Source organism: Rufibacter sp. JT20002 (assembly GCF_056491185.1).
Map to the genome: position 1 here is coordinate 1,630,860 of NZ_JBSZJY010000001.1, position 15,554 is coordinate 1,646,413.

General features: G+C 53.0%; 8 protein-coding genes. 2 read left to right on the forward strand and 6 right to left on the reverse strand.

Annotated features, from left to right (window positions below; translation table 11 throughout):
• Window positions 1-11 precede the first annotated feature (11 nt).
• Window positions 12-2,972, forward strand: a complete 2,961-nt coding sequence (locus tag ACW9SV_RS06475) for a SusC/RagA family TonB-linked outer membrane protein (RefSeq protein ID WP_479555922.1) — start codon at window positions 12-14, stop codon at window positions 2,970-2,972.
• A 21-nt stretch (window positions 2,973-2,993) separates the two neighbouring features.
• Window positions 2,994-4,595, forward strand: coding sequence for a RagB/SusD family nutrient uptake outer membrane protein (locus ACW9SV_RS06480; RefSeq protein ID WP_479555923.1), 1,602 nt, complete (start codon window positions 2,994-2,996; stop codon window positions 4,593-4,595).
• Window positions 4,596-5,019: 424 nt separating this feature from the next.
• On the opposite strand, the gene ACW9SV_RS06485 is transcribed toward ACW9SV_RS06480, so the two are convergent.
• The 6 genes from ACW9SV_RS06485 to ACW9SV_RS06510 form a co-directional block, all read right to left on the reverse strand.
• Complete coding sequence (locus ACW9SV_RS06485; RefSeq protein ID WP_479555924.1) at window positions 5,020-7,635, reverse strand: alpha-L-arabinofuranosidase C-terminal domain-containing protein; 2,616 nt, start codon at window positions 7,633-7,635, stop codon at window positions 5,020-5,022.
• Window positions 7,636-7,744: 109 nt separating this feature from the next.
• Window positions 7,745-9,958, reverse strand: a complete 2,214-nt coding sequence (locus tag ACW9SV_RS06490; RefSeq protein ID WP_479555925.1) for a glycoside hydrolase family 43 protein — start codon at window positions 9,956-9,958, stop codon at window positions 7,745-7,747.
• Between the two features lie 154 nt (window positions 9,959-10,112).
• Window positions 10,113-12,437: a beta-galactosidase gene (locus ACW9SV_RS06495; protein ID WP_479555926.1), complete on the reverse strand. Its 2,325-nt coding sequence runs from the start codon at window positions 12,435-12,437 to the stop codon at window positions 10,113-10,115.
• Window positions 12,438-12,710: 273 nt separating this feature from the next.
• A complete protein-coding gene (locus ACW9SV_RS06500; protein ID WP_479555927.1) occupies window positions 12,711-13,532 on the reverse strand; it encodes a 3-keto-disaccharide hydrolase in 822 nt (273 codons plus the stop codon).
• 63 nt (window positions 13,533-13,595) lie between these two features.
• A complete protein-coding gene (locus ACW9SV_RS06505) occupies window positions 13,596-14,468 on the reverse strand; it encodes a glycoside hydrolase family 16 protein (RefSeq protein WP_479555928.1) in 873 nt (290 codons plus the stop codon).
• A gap of 22 nt (window positions 14,469-14,490) precedes the next feature.
• Window positions 14,491-15,531 carry a UDP-glucose--hexose-1-phosphate uridylyltransferase gene (locus tag ACW9SV_RS06510; protein ID WP_479555929.1) on the reverse strand — a complete coding sequence of 347 codons (1,041 nt, stop codon included), beginning with the start codon at window positions 15,529-15,531 and terminating at the stop codon, window positions 14,491-14,493.
• Window positions 15,532-15,554 lie beyond the last annotated feature (23 nt).

Sequence of the window (15,554 nt, forward strand, 5' to 3'; positions counted from 1 at the left end):
CCAAGAAAAATATGCAACACGTTTTACCCCGAGGATTAAAATACCTCCTCCTAATCCCTATTTACTTTATAGCCCACTCTATGGCGGTGGCGCAAGGCATTACCGTGAAAGGTAAGGTGACCGATGATAGTGGCGCAGGCCTCCCCGGAGTAACTGTACTGTTGAAAGGGACCACGACTGCTGCCCCTACGGATGTGAATGGTGCCTATAGCATTACCGTTCCTGGCCCTACAGGGACCCTGGTGTTCTCTTATCTGGGTTTTCTCCCGCAGGAAGTTCCTATCAACAACAGAACCACTATTGATGTGCAATTAGGGACTGACTCAAAAGCGTTGGATGAAGTAGTGGTGGTAGGATATGGTACCCAAAAACGGTCAGATATCACCGGGTCTGTGGCTTCCATCCCCAAAGACAGGCTAACTAATTTACCCGTAACCGACATCTCCCAAGCCATTCAGGGTACAACTGCCGGGCTCAGTATTTCACAGGGTTCCTCCGTGCCCGGAAGTTCCGGAACCATACGGGTAAGAGGTGTGAATTCCCTTAGTGCGGGAACCAGCCCCTTTATTGTCGTTGACGGGGTTCCCTTTTTTGGGGCCATCAATGACTTGAACCCAAATGATATCGCTTCCATAGAAGTATTGAAGGATGCCTCCTCTGTGGCGATCTACGGAACCCGCGGGGCAAACGGGGTCATCCTGATCACCACCAAGCGCGGTGCCTCTGGCAAGCCCCGGGTAAGTTACAGCGGGTATTACGGGGTAGAAGACATCGCCAACAAACTGGAGCCGATGTCGCCGGACGCCTATGTACAGAAGTACAAGGATTACATGATCGCCCAAAACTTAACCCAAACCCAGATCCTCCCCAACAACAGAGAAGTGGATGCTTATAATGCGGGCCTCACGACTGATTGGCTGGACGAAGCCTCGCAGACCGGTAAGATTCAGGAACACAACCTAAGTGTGGCAGGCGGAACAGATAACATCCAGTACTACGTGGGTGGGGGTTACCTGAAACAGTCTGGAGTGGTGAGAGGATACGAATTTACCCGCGGTAGCATCAGGGCTAACCTGGATGCCACCATTACCGACTATCTGAAAGTAGGAACTTCCTTGTTCATAGCAGATAAGAATTCTGACGGCGGCCGGGCCAACCTTCTCAATGCCACCGCCATGAGCCCCTATTCAGTACCTACCAATGCCGTGGGGAATTACGAGATCTACCCCATGTTTCCGGAGCTGCTATTCGAAAATCCGCTTCTGGGGTTAACCACAGACCGAGTAGACAGAAGCAAGAACCTGAATGGCAATGTCTATGCAGAGGTATCCCCGAGCTTTGTGACAGGACTGAAATACCGGTTAAACGCCTCTTCTGTGTATACAATAGGCAGACAAGCAGGGTACACCGGCCGGGTAGCCAATAACCTGGTAGGCTCAGCCTATGCCAACAACAATGAAACCCACAACTGGGTGGTGGAGAATATCCTTTCGTACAGCAAAGATTGGGGCAAACACCATGTAGACTTCACTGGCTTATACAGTGCCCAGGAAAACAAATACACCTCATCCGGGGCTTCCGCCAACACCTTTATCAACGACGAGTTGTCTTTCTATAACCTTGGAGCAGGTACCAATAGAACCTCTTCGTCCTTTGGTGACAGATATGCCTTGGTTTCCCAAATGGGTAGGGTCAATTACTCCTATGACAGCCGCTATTTGCTAACCGTTACAGCTAGAAGAGACGGATACTCAGCTTTCGGAGCCAATACCGACAAACATGCCGTATTCCCTTCCATCGCGCTGGGTTGGAACATTGCCAACGAAAGCTTTTTCCAGAATGCAAGTTTCATGAACCAACTGAAACTAAGGGTATCGCATGGGCAAGCAGGTAACCAAGCAGTTTCTCCGTTTCAGACCTTCACACTTGCCTCCCCTGTACGCATCCCGTTTGGGGGGAGCAGTTCCATTGGGGTTTTAGCATCTGCTTTAGGAAATGCTAACCTAAACTGGGAGACCACTACTTCTACTAACCTTGGGGTTGATTTTGGATTCTTCCAGAACAGAATCAATGGTACCCTGGAAGTGTATCAATCCCGCACCGAGGACCTGTTGGTACAAAGAAATATCCCGGTTATTTCTGGGTATTCCAGAATATGGGACAACTTAGGTGAACTGGAAAACCGTGGAATTGAATTCACCCTCAACACCATCAACCTGGACGCCGGCAAATTCAGATGGGAAACCAACTTCAACATCTCGGCTAACAGAAACAAGATTGTAAGTCTCTACGGTGAAAAGAAAGATGACCTTGCCAACGGCTGGCTGATTGGCAAACCAATTGGAGCCATCTACAATTACCGGATGATAGGCATCTGGCAGCAAGGCGAAGACAACTCAGCGCATGACCCTACCGCCAAACCCGGCGACATCAAATTTGAAGACATCAACAAAGACGGGGTTATCAATGACAATGACAGAACTTATATAGGCACCACTTTACCTAAATGGTACGGTGGCCTCACCAACACCTTCCACTACGGCAACTTCCACCTGAGTGTCTTCCTGCAAACCTCCCAGGGATCTTTGAAAGGCAATCCGGACATCTTCTACGGAGATGAGGTGGGCAAGAGAAACATACCTGCCGCCGTGGGTTACTGGACTCCGGAGAACAGAAGTAATGAATGGCCATCGCTGGGCTACAGAAACCCCAGAGGTTACAACTTTGCCAGAGACAACAGCTACGTCCGCATCAAAGACGTGCGGTTAAGCTACACCGTACCCAGCACGTTTCTGGAAAAATACAGTCTTAGCGGCCTGACTCTTTATGTAGCGGGCAGAAACCTGCACACCTTCACCGATTGGATAGGATGGGATCCGGAGAACAACCATTCCTCCAGAGGCTCAGGAGATTGGACCAACAATTACCCTCTCACCAGAGCAGTTTCCTTTGGCCTCAACCTCACCCTGTAAGCAACTTTAAAAAGAATGACCATGAAAAAGTATATAAAGGTATTTATTGGTGCATGCATAAGCCTTCAGACGTTTACCGCATGTGATAAATCTTTCCTTGAGGAGGAGGTGTTAAGTTCCTACTCTCCTTCCACCTTGAATGACGCTGCTGGTTTTGAGGCCTCTTTGATTGGCTTATATAACCACCAAAGCAATTTGTACTCCATGAGTGAGGCCCAAGGTTGGATTTCTGTATGGCAGGTTGGCACTGATATCACTTGGGCAACCCAACCCCAGGGAATAGAGCTACCCTACGTGAATTACTCCACCCTCACCCCTCTGGACAGAGCCGCCGCCGATACCTGGAGATGGGCCTATGTCATGGTGAACAACGCCAACGTGATCATCAAGAATGTGGAAGACCCTGCCTTAACAGGGTTCTCAGACGAGCAGAAAAATAGAATCAACGCAGAGGCCCGGTTCTTCAGAGGGTTTGCCTACAACCTGCTGGCGACCGCCTTTGGCAAGGTTCCTTTGGTAACAGAGCCCCTAAGTGCCCCTAAAACCGACTTCGTTCGGGCGCCTCTGGAGCAGGTGAACGCAGTTATTGAAGCTGACCTGTTGTTTGCCGCCGCAAATCTGCCGGAAATAAGGGATGCCAAGGAGCTTGCCGCAAGGGCAAACAAATACATGGCGCATCAGCTGCTGGCAGAGGCGTACCTGAGAATGGGTAAAAATGCCGAGGCGGAAACCCAAGCCAACAGTGTGATTAACAGTGGCAAATTTAGTCTTGTTAAGAACCGGTACGGGGTAAAAGCCAATCAACCCGGCGATCCGTTCTCTGACATGTTCATCTACGGAAACCAACGCAGGTACCAAGGGAACACTGAAGCTATCTGGGTCATGGAAGCCGAAAACCCGAGAAACGTACCGGGCGGCATGACCAACAACCCGCAGCAACGCCGCAACTGGCAGTCTTCTTACCACAGCAGAAGAGGGATGCTGGCCGCTGATTCACTGGGCGGGCGCGGCATAGGCAGAATGCGCCTGAACAACTTTGTCTTGTATGGCTTGTATGATCCGCAGGACATGCGCAATTCTAAGTACAGCATCAGACGTGAGTTCTGGTACAATGACCCAACCTTCCCTGATTACAAGAAAAAAGTACCTTATACCGGTCCAGACACCTTGTACATCATTAGCCCTTACATGACCAAATGGTCGCATTTTGACCCGCAGGATGTCTTCGGATTTGGGATGTGGAAAGATTTCATTTTGATGCGCTTAGGGGAGACCTACCTGTTACGCGCCGAGGCCCAGTTCAAGCAAGGCAAAATGGGCGAAGCCGCAGAATCCATCAACGTGCTACGGGAACGCGCCCATGCCCCATTGGTGACCGCCGCCGACATCACCCTGGACTTTATCCTGGATGAACGGGTACGGGAACTGCTGGGCGAGGAAAACCGCCGTTTAACGCTTATGCGCACCGGCACCCTGGTAGACAGAGCCAAGCGTTTGAATGGAAATCCGCCGGTTAACCCCATTGTAGGCCTATCCCAAACCCACCTTCTAATGCCTATCCCTAGAAATGAGATAGACTTGAACAAGGACGCCGTTCTGGAGCAAAACCCAGGCTACAATTAATAGGCTTCCTATAAGGCAAGCACCTAACGGTCTCACTCTTTAAACCAAGGCTCCTCAGAAAGGAGCCTTGGTTTTTGGTTTATAGGGGGAAAGGAAAGCGTAATACTTTTCCAAGTCCGAGCATTGGTGTCGCAAGGCAGTTCTAGTAATAAGCAATAACAAACAAGTCACTACTTAAACCTACTAGTTGTCTAAGAGCCGTTTTCCAGAAAACAACCACCAAACAATCTAACCTATGAGCAAGGTGTTTTGATCCTTAAACCGGAGACCTCATCACTTCTTTATTCTCCTGCATTTTGAATCCACTTTCGAGAAATCAGGCCCAAAATGGAGAAGCATTTCACATTTGAGATCCCTAAAACAAAAAAGCAGCGCACCCCGAAGGATGCGCTGCTTTTTTGTTTTAGGTAGTAACCTGTTGGTGCTAGTTAGACTTTATGCGGATAATGGTACAGGAGTAAGCGGGCAACTCTGTCTGTGCTAGATCAGATACGGCTAAGTTTTTCTCTACTGGCTTCAGAAGTTTGTCTGTTGGGTTGCCTTGCAGGGTTGTTTTAATGGCCTTGTTCCCAGTGGCGCCTAATTCCTTCAGGTCAAGGGTTGAGTTGACGGCCACCGGCAGCAGGTTGACCATTTTGAGGATCACATCCTTGCTCTTCGGGTCACGCACCACCGATACCGCTACCCGTTTGGTGACGGCGTCCTGGTTGTTAGACAGGCTGACCGTGCTGGGCACGTACACACTGCCGGAGTTCTGGCCGAAGAGTTTCTGCACCTCGTAGCCCACGGTGGGCTTCACCTCCGTGTTGTTGAAGTAGATCAGATCTGGGTTCCATTGGGTGTGGCCTTCTTTGGCAAGCAAAGGCGCGTAGGAGGTCATGTGTACCACGTCGCCGTTGCGCTCCACAGATGTCAGATACAGGGCCTCCGCCAGAGCGGTTTCCAGGTTATTGGGGCGGCCGGGCAGGTGGGCAGCGTACTCACCCAGGTAAACTTTTGCTTTGCCACGGTCATAGCGGTCATAATAGTCCTGGTTGTGGATAAACCAGCCCGGCGGTTGGTAATAATGCTCATCCACCATGGCCAGGCCCATCTTGTCGGCAATGTCCCAACCCTCCACGTAGTCGGTTCCCTCAGAGAAAGGCCCCACGGTGCCGATGACCGTGATCTCGGGGTGCTTCTCTTTCAATGCCTTGTAGATCATTGCGAAGCGTTCCTCAAATACATCGGTGATGAGGTCTTCATTGCCCACGCCAATGTATTTCAGATTAAATGGTTTGGGGTGGCCGGCCTCGGCCCGTTTCTTGCCCCATTTAGTATTTACGTCGCCGTTGGCATACTCTATCAAGTCCAGGACATCCTGCACGTACTCGTCCATGTGCTCCATTGGGATACCTCCCTGTTGCCCACCCCCATGAGGCCCGCTACCGGAGTTTTGGCAGGGCACCCCGGCCGCTACCACGGGCACCGGCTGGGCACCAATGTCCTCGCAGAACTGGAAGTACTCAAAGTAGCCCAAGCCTACGGACTGATGGTAGCCCCACAGGTTGCGCTGCGGCTTGCGAGCCTCCAGGGGCCCGATGGTGTTCTTCCAGTGGTAGATGTTCTCCAAGCCGTCGCCGTGGGCTACGCAGCCCCCGGGGAACCGGACAAAGCGGGGCTTCAGATCAGCGATGGTTTGCGCCAAATCGGTCCGTAGGCCATTCTTCCTGCCTTTGAAGGTATTCTGAGGGAAAAGCGAAATCATATCCAAGCCCAGTTTCCCCTCGGTGAGTGGCTGCACTTCTAGTCTGGCATCAGAAGCCGTAGTAGAAGGAGTAAGTACCGCTGTTCCCTTCTTCCAAGTACCCGAGGACGTGTTTACGGTAGCTTTTGCCAGAACACCTGCCTTTTCACTCACTAGGCGCACCTGCAGTTTGCCGCTTTTCCCCTCCAGCTGTTTGGTAAAGACAGAGAAGTGATAGCGCTCACCTTTCTTGACAGAGATGCCGTCAAACCCAGCATTGGCGAGAGAGGCACCGGGCACTTTGGTGTTCAAGACGGCGTAGTGTGGGTTGTTTGGATGCACCGGGGCGGCCGTTTCAATGGTGAAAGAAGTATTATCGCCTTTCAACGACCAGGAATGGGTGCTGTTCCAGTTCTTATCATGCCCTTCCTTGTCGCTGGGCGAGTACTCAAACCCTCGGTTCTGAACTAACTCGGCATACAACCCACCATCGGCGGCATAATTCAGGTCCTCAAAGAAAACACCTACCAGCAGGTCACTAATGGGTTTTGCCTTTGCTGCCTCAATGGAAATCTTTGCTTCCACTGGTTTCAATCCGGCAAAACGCTGGGCATCCTGCGCCATGGTTTCGCTGTACTGACTATTCTTGTATTGCTTCAGCTCGTAGGTTTTTACCAGCCTTTCCACGTCTGCCCACGCCACGCGGTGCAACTGTCCCGTGGCCTCTCCCCCAGGTAAGGCTACTTTTAAGCTGTTGTTCTGGTATTGGCTCGCGGGCACTTCCACGGCCGGGGTGTAGGCTTTGAAATCTTTGGTGGTGACCCGGTAGTACTTGCCGGCAGCATCGGCGTAGGTGATGGCGTAGTAGTTTGCAGAGGAGGCATTGTACTGCACCACCGGACGCAACACATTAGCCCCTGCCTGCACGAAAGGGTAGCTTTGCCGTCCCCAGTACACCAAGTCTGCGGAAGCCGCATGGGCGAAGAGGCGCTCCCGGTCATTCAAGCTCCACACGCCCTGCCAGACTCCATCTGGGCCTCGGAAGACGTAAGGGGTGTACATCCGCTTTTCGGCGCCCCACCTCCCATAATCTGACTTCACAAAGCCGAAATCGTTTCCAATGCTGTGCCATTTCTCTTTATCACGGCTCCAGGCGAAGTGCAGCCCGTTTTTGCTCTCGTTCCTGGTAGTGCCGTAAGAAAAAAGGTACACAGAATCTGGCTCGTTCACAGCTTTTCCAGGACCAGCCAAAGCGGTCTGAAACATCACAGCTCCCACACAGAAGAGGCCTGACAGCGTTTTAAATTTCTTCATATTGATCAACAGGTAATAGTAATGATTGAGGAAAAACGAAGGAATCTACTGGTCAAAAAGATACAGCTAATTAGGCAAATTTGACACTATAGATTCTTCAGGCTTAAGCTTACCGCAGGGGTTTGATTCCTTCATGCGTAGGCTTCACCTGCTTGATGGTACCGTCTTCATTGAACTCCATTCGGTCAATGGCTACCTCGCGGTTGAAGCCGGCGGCATCGCCCATGGTGATGCCCTTTGGGTAGTTGAACCGATGGTAGACGATGTACCACTCGTCTTTGTTGGGCACCTGAATGACGGAATTATGCCCGGTGCCGTAAATCCCAGAGGTCGGGTCTTTGGCGATGACCAGGTTATTGGCCGGAACCTTGATCTTGCCCAGCGGAGAGGTGGAAGTGCCATACCGTACCCGGTAGTTCTCGCTGCGCGTGTCATCTTCAGACCACAAGAAATAGTAGGTCCCATTGCGGAAGAGCACGTGGGTTCCCTCCCGGAAGGTATTGTCTGGGGTGAGGACCTTGATGGTATTGGGTTTGATGGATACCATGTCGGCGTTCAGTTCGGCACCGGCCATGTAGCCATTTCCCCAGTACAAGTAGCTCTTGCCAGTCTTAGGATCGGTGAACACATCGGGGTCAATCTGCTGGCCGCCTTTCACGCCCGGTGGCAATTGGTCCACCAGCGGTTTCCCGGAATCCACGAACGGTCCGGTAGGGCTATCCGATACAGCAACTCCCACTTTCTGCGCGGCCGTGAAATAATAGAAGTACTTGTATTGGCCGTTCACTTTCTTCTCGATGATGGCCGGGGCCCATGCGTTTCTTTTTCCCCAGCTCACGTCTTTAGGCAAATCCAGGATCACGCCTTCGTCTTTCCAGTTCACAAGATCAGTGGACGAGAAGGATTTGAAATAGGTCCCTGACCAACCGGTAAACCCGTCGCTGGTGGGATAAATATAGTATTTGCCGGTCTTCTCGGCATAGATGATATCTGGATCGGCGAAGTAGCCTTCCAGTACTGGATTGTGGTCTTCGCGGGCAGTAGCGGCAAATGCCTGGGGTTGTTGGCCCTTGATCTGCACGGTGTAGTTTACTGGTCCTTTTGAAAAATCGGCCGCAGAAGGGGAAATAGTTACGCCCGGAAAAGAATCGAATTGCGGTTTGAAGGAGCTCAAGTCCGTGCCGGGTTTTACCGGCAGGTGCACCGTTCTTTTGGCGGAATCAACGGCTACGTTGCCCTTCTTCAGCGCTGGTGCCTTGGCAGAACGCAATACCTCTTCGGCCGTCATCCATTTGCTCACCAAAGCTTCGGCTTCCTTCGTGGTGATGGGAATAACCGTGCCGTGGCGCGGGTGGAAGTTCATGGATACCTCGTTGTCCACTACTGTGAAATTCTGCAGGTCGGTGGTTTTGGTGAACTGGTACTTGCCTTTGGTGTAGACATCGTACATCAGGATGTAGCCGGGCTCATTGATGAGTTTGAACACGCCGGCCCCTTCCACGGGGTCTTTGGTCTGCTGCACGTAACGGTCCTGCAGCACGTAACCGCCGGTGAGTTTATCAGACACCGCGATCTTGATGCCGGAGCCTTCGCCTTCGGTCTTGAAGAACAGGTGGTATTTGCCGTCTTTCAGCACGATGTCGCCGTCAATGGCTGCGCCGTTGGTGGGGCTGAAATAAAGTTGTTTAGGCTCGCTTTCCAGATCGGTGAAGTCCTGGTTGGCGTAGGCGTAATAGATCTTGTCGGGGTCATCGCCGTGCTTCATGGAGAAGTAAACCATGTACTTTTTGGCCTCGGGGTCATAGATGGTCTGCGGCGCCCACACCCGCAACAGCTTCTCGTTCCCGGCGAAACGTTTCTGGATGTTCACCACGCTGGAAGTCCAGTTGACCAAGTCGGTGGACTTGAGCAAGACCATGGCCCGATTAGAACTCCAGCCGTTCGCCGACACCATATCGGTCACGACCATGTAAAAGGTCTTACCATCGGCGCCGCGCAGGATATGCGGATCGCGCACGCCGCCGGTAGAACTGATCTGGGCGGAGCTGATGACCGGTTTGTCTCCGTTGAGGGCCCGGTAGTTGTAGCCGTCTGAACTGATCGCGAACCGAATGGCTTCCTCGCTTATGTCGTTGCCAGTGAAATAAGTGAAAAGATAGGCGCTGTATTTCTCCTCTGGAGTTCTCCCGTCGGCACTTGTACCGGCCTGGTCTGAGGCCGCATTATTAGTTACCTGCGGAGAGCAGGCCGAGGCCAATATTCCCAAAGCGAGGCAAAAAGCCGCGCACTTCTTAGGCAGGTTTCTGGTAAATCGTTTGTTCATGTTTTGGTGGGAAGGTCTAAGTAAGGGTTTTCAAGGCAGCTGGTATCTGCCTATTTAGGATTTGTTTACAGGAAAACGGCCCTGAAACCTGAAAGGAACACCAAAGAGGAGGCTGGTGGGCCTCCTCTTCCCGTGGATCCTGGCAAGCTATTGCTTACATCTTGAACGGACTGTTCTTGAGGTAAATGCGGTAGTCTTTCACCATGCCGCCCGTGTTCTTGTCAGAGCGGGGCAGGTAGCGCAGGCCTTTCACGGTCACGTTTTCGCCCAGGTCAAGCACCAGGTGGTGCGGGTGCTTGGGTTTGTCACCGGAGTACTGGGTATGCCAGAATGTGGATTCCTGCTGGTCGTACACCTTGTCGGCGGCGTTGTTGCCGCCGGTCACCTCCTCGCTGTCGGCGTAGACGGCTTTCCATTTCAGGCGGGAAATCTGGTTCCCTTTTTCATCCACCAATTCTAGTTCGGCGATGGACGTGAAAGGATCATCTGCTTTCTGCGAGTTAAGGGCCTCAAAGCAGAGGAAGCGTCCCTGCACGGCCTCGTCGAAGGTCACCTGTTGCCAGGCGCTTCCGGCCGGGAACGAGCCCGTGGCCACTGCCTTCTCCCCTTCCAGGTTCAGCGTCTGACCCTTGGCGCGGTGGGTTAAAGACTCCTCGGCCCGAAGCTGATCCAAAATAGGCTCTTTCAAGCCCACGATGGTAGTACCCTCGGGTTGGTCCACGTCCAGCACCACAATCTCATTGCGGCCTTTCTTCAGCCACACGCCCGGCACGAAAAGCGTCTGTTGCGGGCCTATTTTCCAAAAACGGCCCAGATTCTGCCCGTTCACCCACACCATGCCTTTGCCCCACTTGCTCACGTCCAGGAACGAGTCGCCGGTTTCCTTCAGTTTGAAAGTACCACGGTACCAGGCCGGGCCGTCTGCGGCGCCCTTCTTGAACTTCGCTTTCTTCTGGAATTTATAATCCACGGGGAAGTTGTAGACAAGCCAGTTCTTGAGTTCGGTGTTCTTCCGGCCGTCGTTCAGTTCCACTTTCTCGGTGATGCCTTTGCGGTCGATGATGGCCTTGCCGTAGTTCACCCGGCCGGTGGCCTCCACTAGGATGTCCAGCTGCGCGTCTCCTTGAAAGGCGGGCAGCGTCACGGTGTTTTCGCCCCGGCGCCGGTCCAGCTTGCCGATGGACTTCCCGTTCAGAAACACGTTGGCCCAGTCGTGCACCTCAGTGATCAATAGCTTCTGCCCCGAGGCCGTAGCCGGTAACGTGGTACGGTAGAGGATGCGTCCCCAGCCTTGGTCAAAGTTCTCCATCGGTTGAATCTTCTCGGTCTTTTTGGCTGCCGGCAGGTTAGAAAATAGCGCAGCGCTCTCTGTCAGGTTGAAAGCAGGAATTGCGATGATGGGTTTCGCTTCGGGGATCTCGCCCAGCGTCTCGCCCTCCTGCAGGTAGTTTTTGAGCAGGTCGCGCACGGCGAAGAATTTCTCTGTGGTATTGCCTTGCTCGCCTACCGGCGCGTTGTAGTCATAGGAAGTGGCCATAGCCGAGTAAGGTGGCGCATTGGCCCCGCCCCACTGCCCGAAGGTGGTTCCGCCGTGGGCCATGTAGAGGCTGAAGGAAATCCTGCGGTCCATCATGTCTTTCAGACTGCCGATGAAGCTGCTCACCGAGCGGGTCTCGTGCGGACGCCCCCAGTGGTCAAACCAACCCGACCAGTACTCGCTGCACATCAGGGGCGCGGTGGGGTTCATTTCCTTAAACGTTTTGAAGGCCTCGTCTACATTGGTGCCCGCCCCGAAGTTGAGAGTGGTGGCCACGCCCTCCAGTTTATACTTGTTGAAGTTGGAAGGCCAGTCGCAGCGGAAAAGCTGCACCTTATCAAAACCGGCCTCGCGCACCGCGTCGCGGGTAGCCTCCATGTAGGCCTGCTCCTCACCGAAGGTGGCATACTCGTTCTCCACCTGCACCATCAAAATGTTGCCGCCGTTCTGGATTTGAAGCGGGGCCAACTGTTTGGCCGCTTCTTTCAAGAACATTTTGGTGCGGCCCATGAAATACGGGTCCTGTAGGGTGCGCACCTGCGCGTCTTTCTGCTTGAGCAGCCACCAGGGAAGGCCGCCCATGTCCCACTCGGCGCACACGTACGGGCCGGGCCGCACAATGCAGTACATGCCGTTTTTCTGGGCCAATTTCACAAACTCAGCCACATCGTTCTGGCCCTTGAAATCATACTGCCCCGGAGTCTGCTCGTGCAGGTTCCAGAAAAGATAGATGCAGATGGTGTTCATGCCCATGGCCTTGCTGAGCTTGATGCGGTGCTCCCAGTACTCGCGCGGGATCCGGGGATAGTGCAGCTCGGCCGCTCTCACTACGAAGGGCTTTCCGTTGAGCAGGAACTCCTTGTTCCCCACGGTGAAGGTGCCAGGCTTTCCGCTGAGCTGCTGAGCATGCCCGGAGAGGGCGAACAGGAGAAAGAGAAGCAAAAAGAAAAGTTTGGGCCTGGGTTGATTCATTGTACTGTAAAAAAATTAATGGTAAGAGGTAAGGGTAATCTTCTGATGCTGGTTTTCAATGCCCTTTCTTCTATGAAAGAGTACCTGACGCATCTAACTAGACATTTCTGGGGTAAATAGGTAATGCTGCTACATGGGTTAACTTTTACATGGGACATTAAATAGCCTTCAAACAGGTTTCTGGCCTTCTTTCAAGAAAACCTCCCTAAAACAGATAAACTTCTTTTCTGGGGAAGCACCTGTCTAGTCTAATCTCTTTATCATGATCTCCTTAAACTCAATTCCCTGCCCTTCACTCTGCAGGCCGATGTACCCCTGCGTCAGGCGCTTGCCGTCCTGCTTTACCTTGGGATCATAGTTGTTGGCCACCCCACCCCCAATCTGCGGACGGGTATACTGGAGGACCGTGTCACCGTTGATGAGGTGTGTCACAAGAGAATCCCCCAACACGATCAATTCAGCTTTCACCCACTGGTCCCACTCATAAGTAGCGGAGGAAGAGTTAATGCAGTGCCGGTCATCTATTTTACCCTCATACACCACATCGGTACCCGGGGAGCACATATTCCCAGTGGGGCGGGGTTTTCCGTCTCCCGCTCCTGCCAACAATTGGAACTCCACCGAAATTGGCCAATCCTGCTCTTTCAGAATGGACTCCGGGCTCTGGGAATGGAACATGATGCCGCTGTTCCGGTAGGTGTAGGAAGGCGCGTCTTTTAACCACTGGTCGGTGAAACGGTACTCCCATTTCAAATGGAAAGAAGAGAAAGGGGCTTTGTAAAACAGGTGCCCGTAGCGGTTGTCAAAGGTTTTGTAGTCATCATAGTTTACCTGCAAGGCGCCGTCTTTCACTCTAAAGGTCTGCGCGTAATTGTCTCCCACCTCATGGTGGTGAATCTTCACAACCCAATCCTTTAGGTCCTTCCCGTTGAAGAGCTTTTGCCAGCCACTGCCCTGCTTTCTTGTTTTTTGCAGAGAAGCAGGTGAACAGGCAACCACTGCCAGCAGCATGACCGCCAAGAACATCGTCTTGCCATTCACTTGTATCTTGCTTGTTTGCTTCATCCCGATTTTTTCTAAAACACGCTTAAAGCTTTATTCCCTTAACCTCCAAATCTAGAAGCCTTCTTATTTCTTTTGATACACCCGCACGTAATCCACCTCATATCTTTTAGGAAAAGCAGTGCCCGCCGGATTTCCTCCATTTCCTCCAATGGCTAGGTTCAACAGGAGGTAATGCGGCTGGTGAAAGGGATTGAAACCATCTGCGTTGAGGGTTTTGGTTAAGTCAATCTCGTTCAGCAACTCGCCGTCCAAGTAAAGCTTGATGGATTCTGCGGTCCAGTCCATTTTCCAGAGGTGGAACTTCCGGGGCCACTCGGCATCCTTCTCCAGGAAATGCGAAAACGGGATTCTGCCGTCATCCCAAACCGCTCTCATCTTTTCATCGGCCCAGGCTGCATTGGCCAGAATGGTAGGCTGGTTGCCCATGCGGTAAAATTCCATCAGGTCAATTTCTCCGCCGGCTGGCCACTCTCTGGAAATCCCCAGCGTCCAGATGGCGGGCCACATGCCCATCGCGGTGTCTATGCGTGCCCTCACTTCAAAAACCCCGTACTGAAACGACTTCTTGCCTAGGGTTTGAAGGCTGGCCGAGGTGTACTCCGCAAACTCCCGGTGGTGCCGCCAGTCCTGATGAGTCGCCTCAAAGCCCGGGTTCTGTAGCTTTTCGCGTTTGCCTTCAATCACCAAAACTCCCCTGGAACAGATGGCATTCTGTGGCTGGTACCACTGGAGCTCCCTGTTGCGCACAAACCCGAATTCATAGCCCCAGTGAGTGCTATCAGGCTTTCCGTTGGTGTTGAATTCATCATGCCAGACCAATCGGTAGCCTTTTAGTTTGGAGGGCCGAAGGGCAGATGGCTCAAAAGCATACTGCTTCTTACCACACGACCAAAGGCCCGCCACCACCACTACCAGAAACCACCAACCCGTTTTCATCTTTGGTTAAGTTAGGTCTGTCTTAAAGCAATCCTCTAAGCCTTTCGGCGGCGCTCTCCGGGGTGATGTCGCGCTGGGGGTCGGCCATGAGTTCGTAGCCGACCATGAACTTCTTCACCGTGGCCGATCTCAGCAGCGGCGGGTAGAAGTGCATGTGCAGGTGCCAACCGGGATAGTCCTTGTCGTCGGTGGGCGCCTGGTGGATGCCGGCCGAGTACGGGAAGGAGGTGTTGAACAATTTGTCGTACACCGAGGAAAGCTGCTTCATGATCTCGGCGTAGCCGAATTTCTCTTCTTCTGTGATCTGGCCCAGGTGCCCGAAATGCCGGCGCGGGATGAGGATGGTCTCAAACGGCCATACGGCCCAGAACGGTACCAGCGCCACGAAGTGTTCGTTTTCCACCACAATCCTGGTTTTTTCCTCTAGTTCTATGGCCAGGTAGTCAGAGAGCAGACTGCGGCTGTTTTGTTGGAAATAAGCTTCCTGCTGCTCGGTTTCTTTGGCAGGTTCGCCGGGCACCGAGCTCTGGGCCCAAATCTGGCCGTGCGGGTGCGGGTTGCTGCTGCCCATCACCGAGCCTTTGTTCTCGAAGATCTGCACATAGCTGATCTCCTCCATCGCGCCGAGCTCCTGGTATTGTTCCTGCCACAGGTCCACCACCTTCTTGATCTCGGTGGTTTCCATGTCAGACAATGTAAGGTCGTGGCGGGGCGAGAAGCAGATCACCTTGCAGATGCCACGCTCGCTCTCGGCGCGCAGCATCCCGTTAGTTATACTACCCGAGGGGCTTTCGGCCTGCAGGGCGGCGAAGTCGTTGGTGAAGACGAAGGTGGAGGGGTAGTCGGGGTTCGTCTCGCCGTTGGCGCGCACGTTGCCCGGGCACAGGTAGCAGGAAGGGTCATACTGCGGACGGGTGTCCTGCTCGGCGGTTTCCTGCTGTCCCTGCCAGGGGCGCTTGGAGCGGTGCGGCGAGACCAGCACCCACTCGCCCAGCAGGGGGTTGAAGCGGCGGTGCGAGTGCTCCGTGATATCGAAGGATATATTTGAATTGGAGTGATTCATAAAAGAAGATTTCGGTTTCAGGC

What these genes read in the sequence shown, in the direction of transcription:
- ACW9SV_RS06475 (WP_479555922.1), top strand. Translation starts at nt 12, where the DNA reads ATGCAACACGTTTTACCCCGAGGATTAAAATACCTCCTCCTAATCCCT.
- ACW9SV_RS06480 (WP_479555923.1), top strand. Translation starts at nt 2,994, where the DNA reads ATGAAAAAGTATATAAAGGTATTTATTGGTGCATGCATAAGCCTTCAG.
- ACW9SV_RS06485 (WP_479555924.1), bottom strand. Translation starts at nt 7,635, where the DNA reads ATGAAGAAATTTAAAACGCTGTCAGGCCTCTTCTGTGTGGGAGCTGTG.
- ACW9SV_RS06490 (WP_479555925.1), bottom strand. Translation starts at nt 9,958, where the DNA reads ATGAACAAACGATTTACCAGAAACCTGCCTAAGAAGTGCGCGGCTTTT.
- ACW9SV_RS06500 (WP_479555927.1), bottom strand. Translation starts at nt 13,532, where the DNA reads ATGAAGCAAACAAGCAAGATACAAGTGAATGGCAAGACGATGTTCTTG.
- ACW9SV_RS06505 (WP_479555928.1), bottom strand. Translation starts at nt 14,468, where the DNA reads ATGAAAACGGGTTGGTGGTTTCTGGTAGTGGTGGTGGCGGGCCTTTGG.
- ACW9SV_RS06510 (WP_479555929.1), bottom strand. Translation starts at nt 15,531, where the DNA reads ATGAATCACTCCAATTCAAATATATCCTTCGATATCACGGAGCACTCG.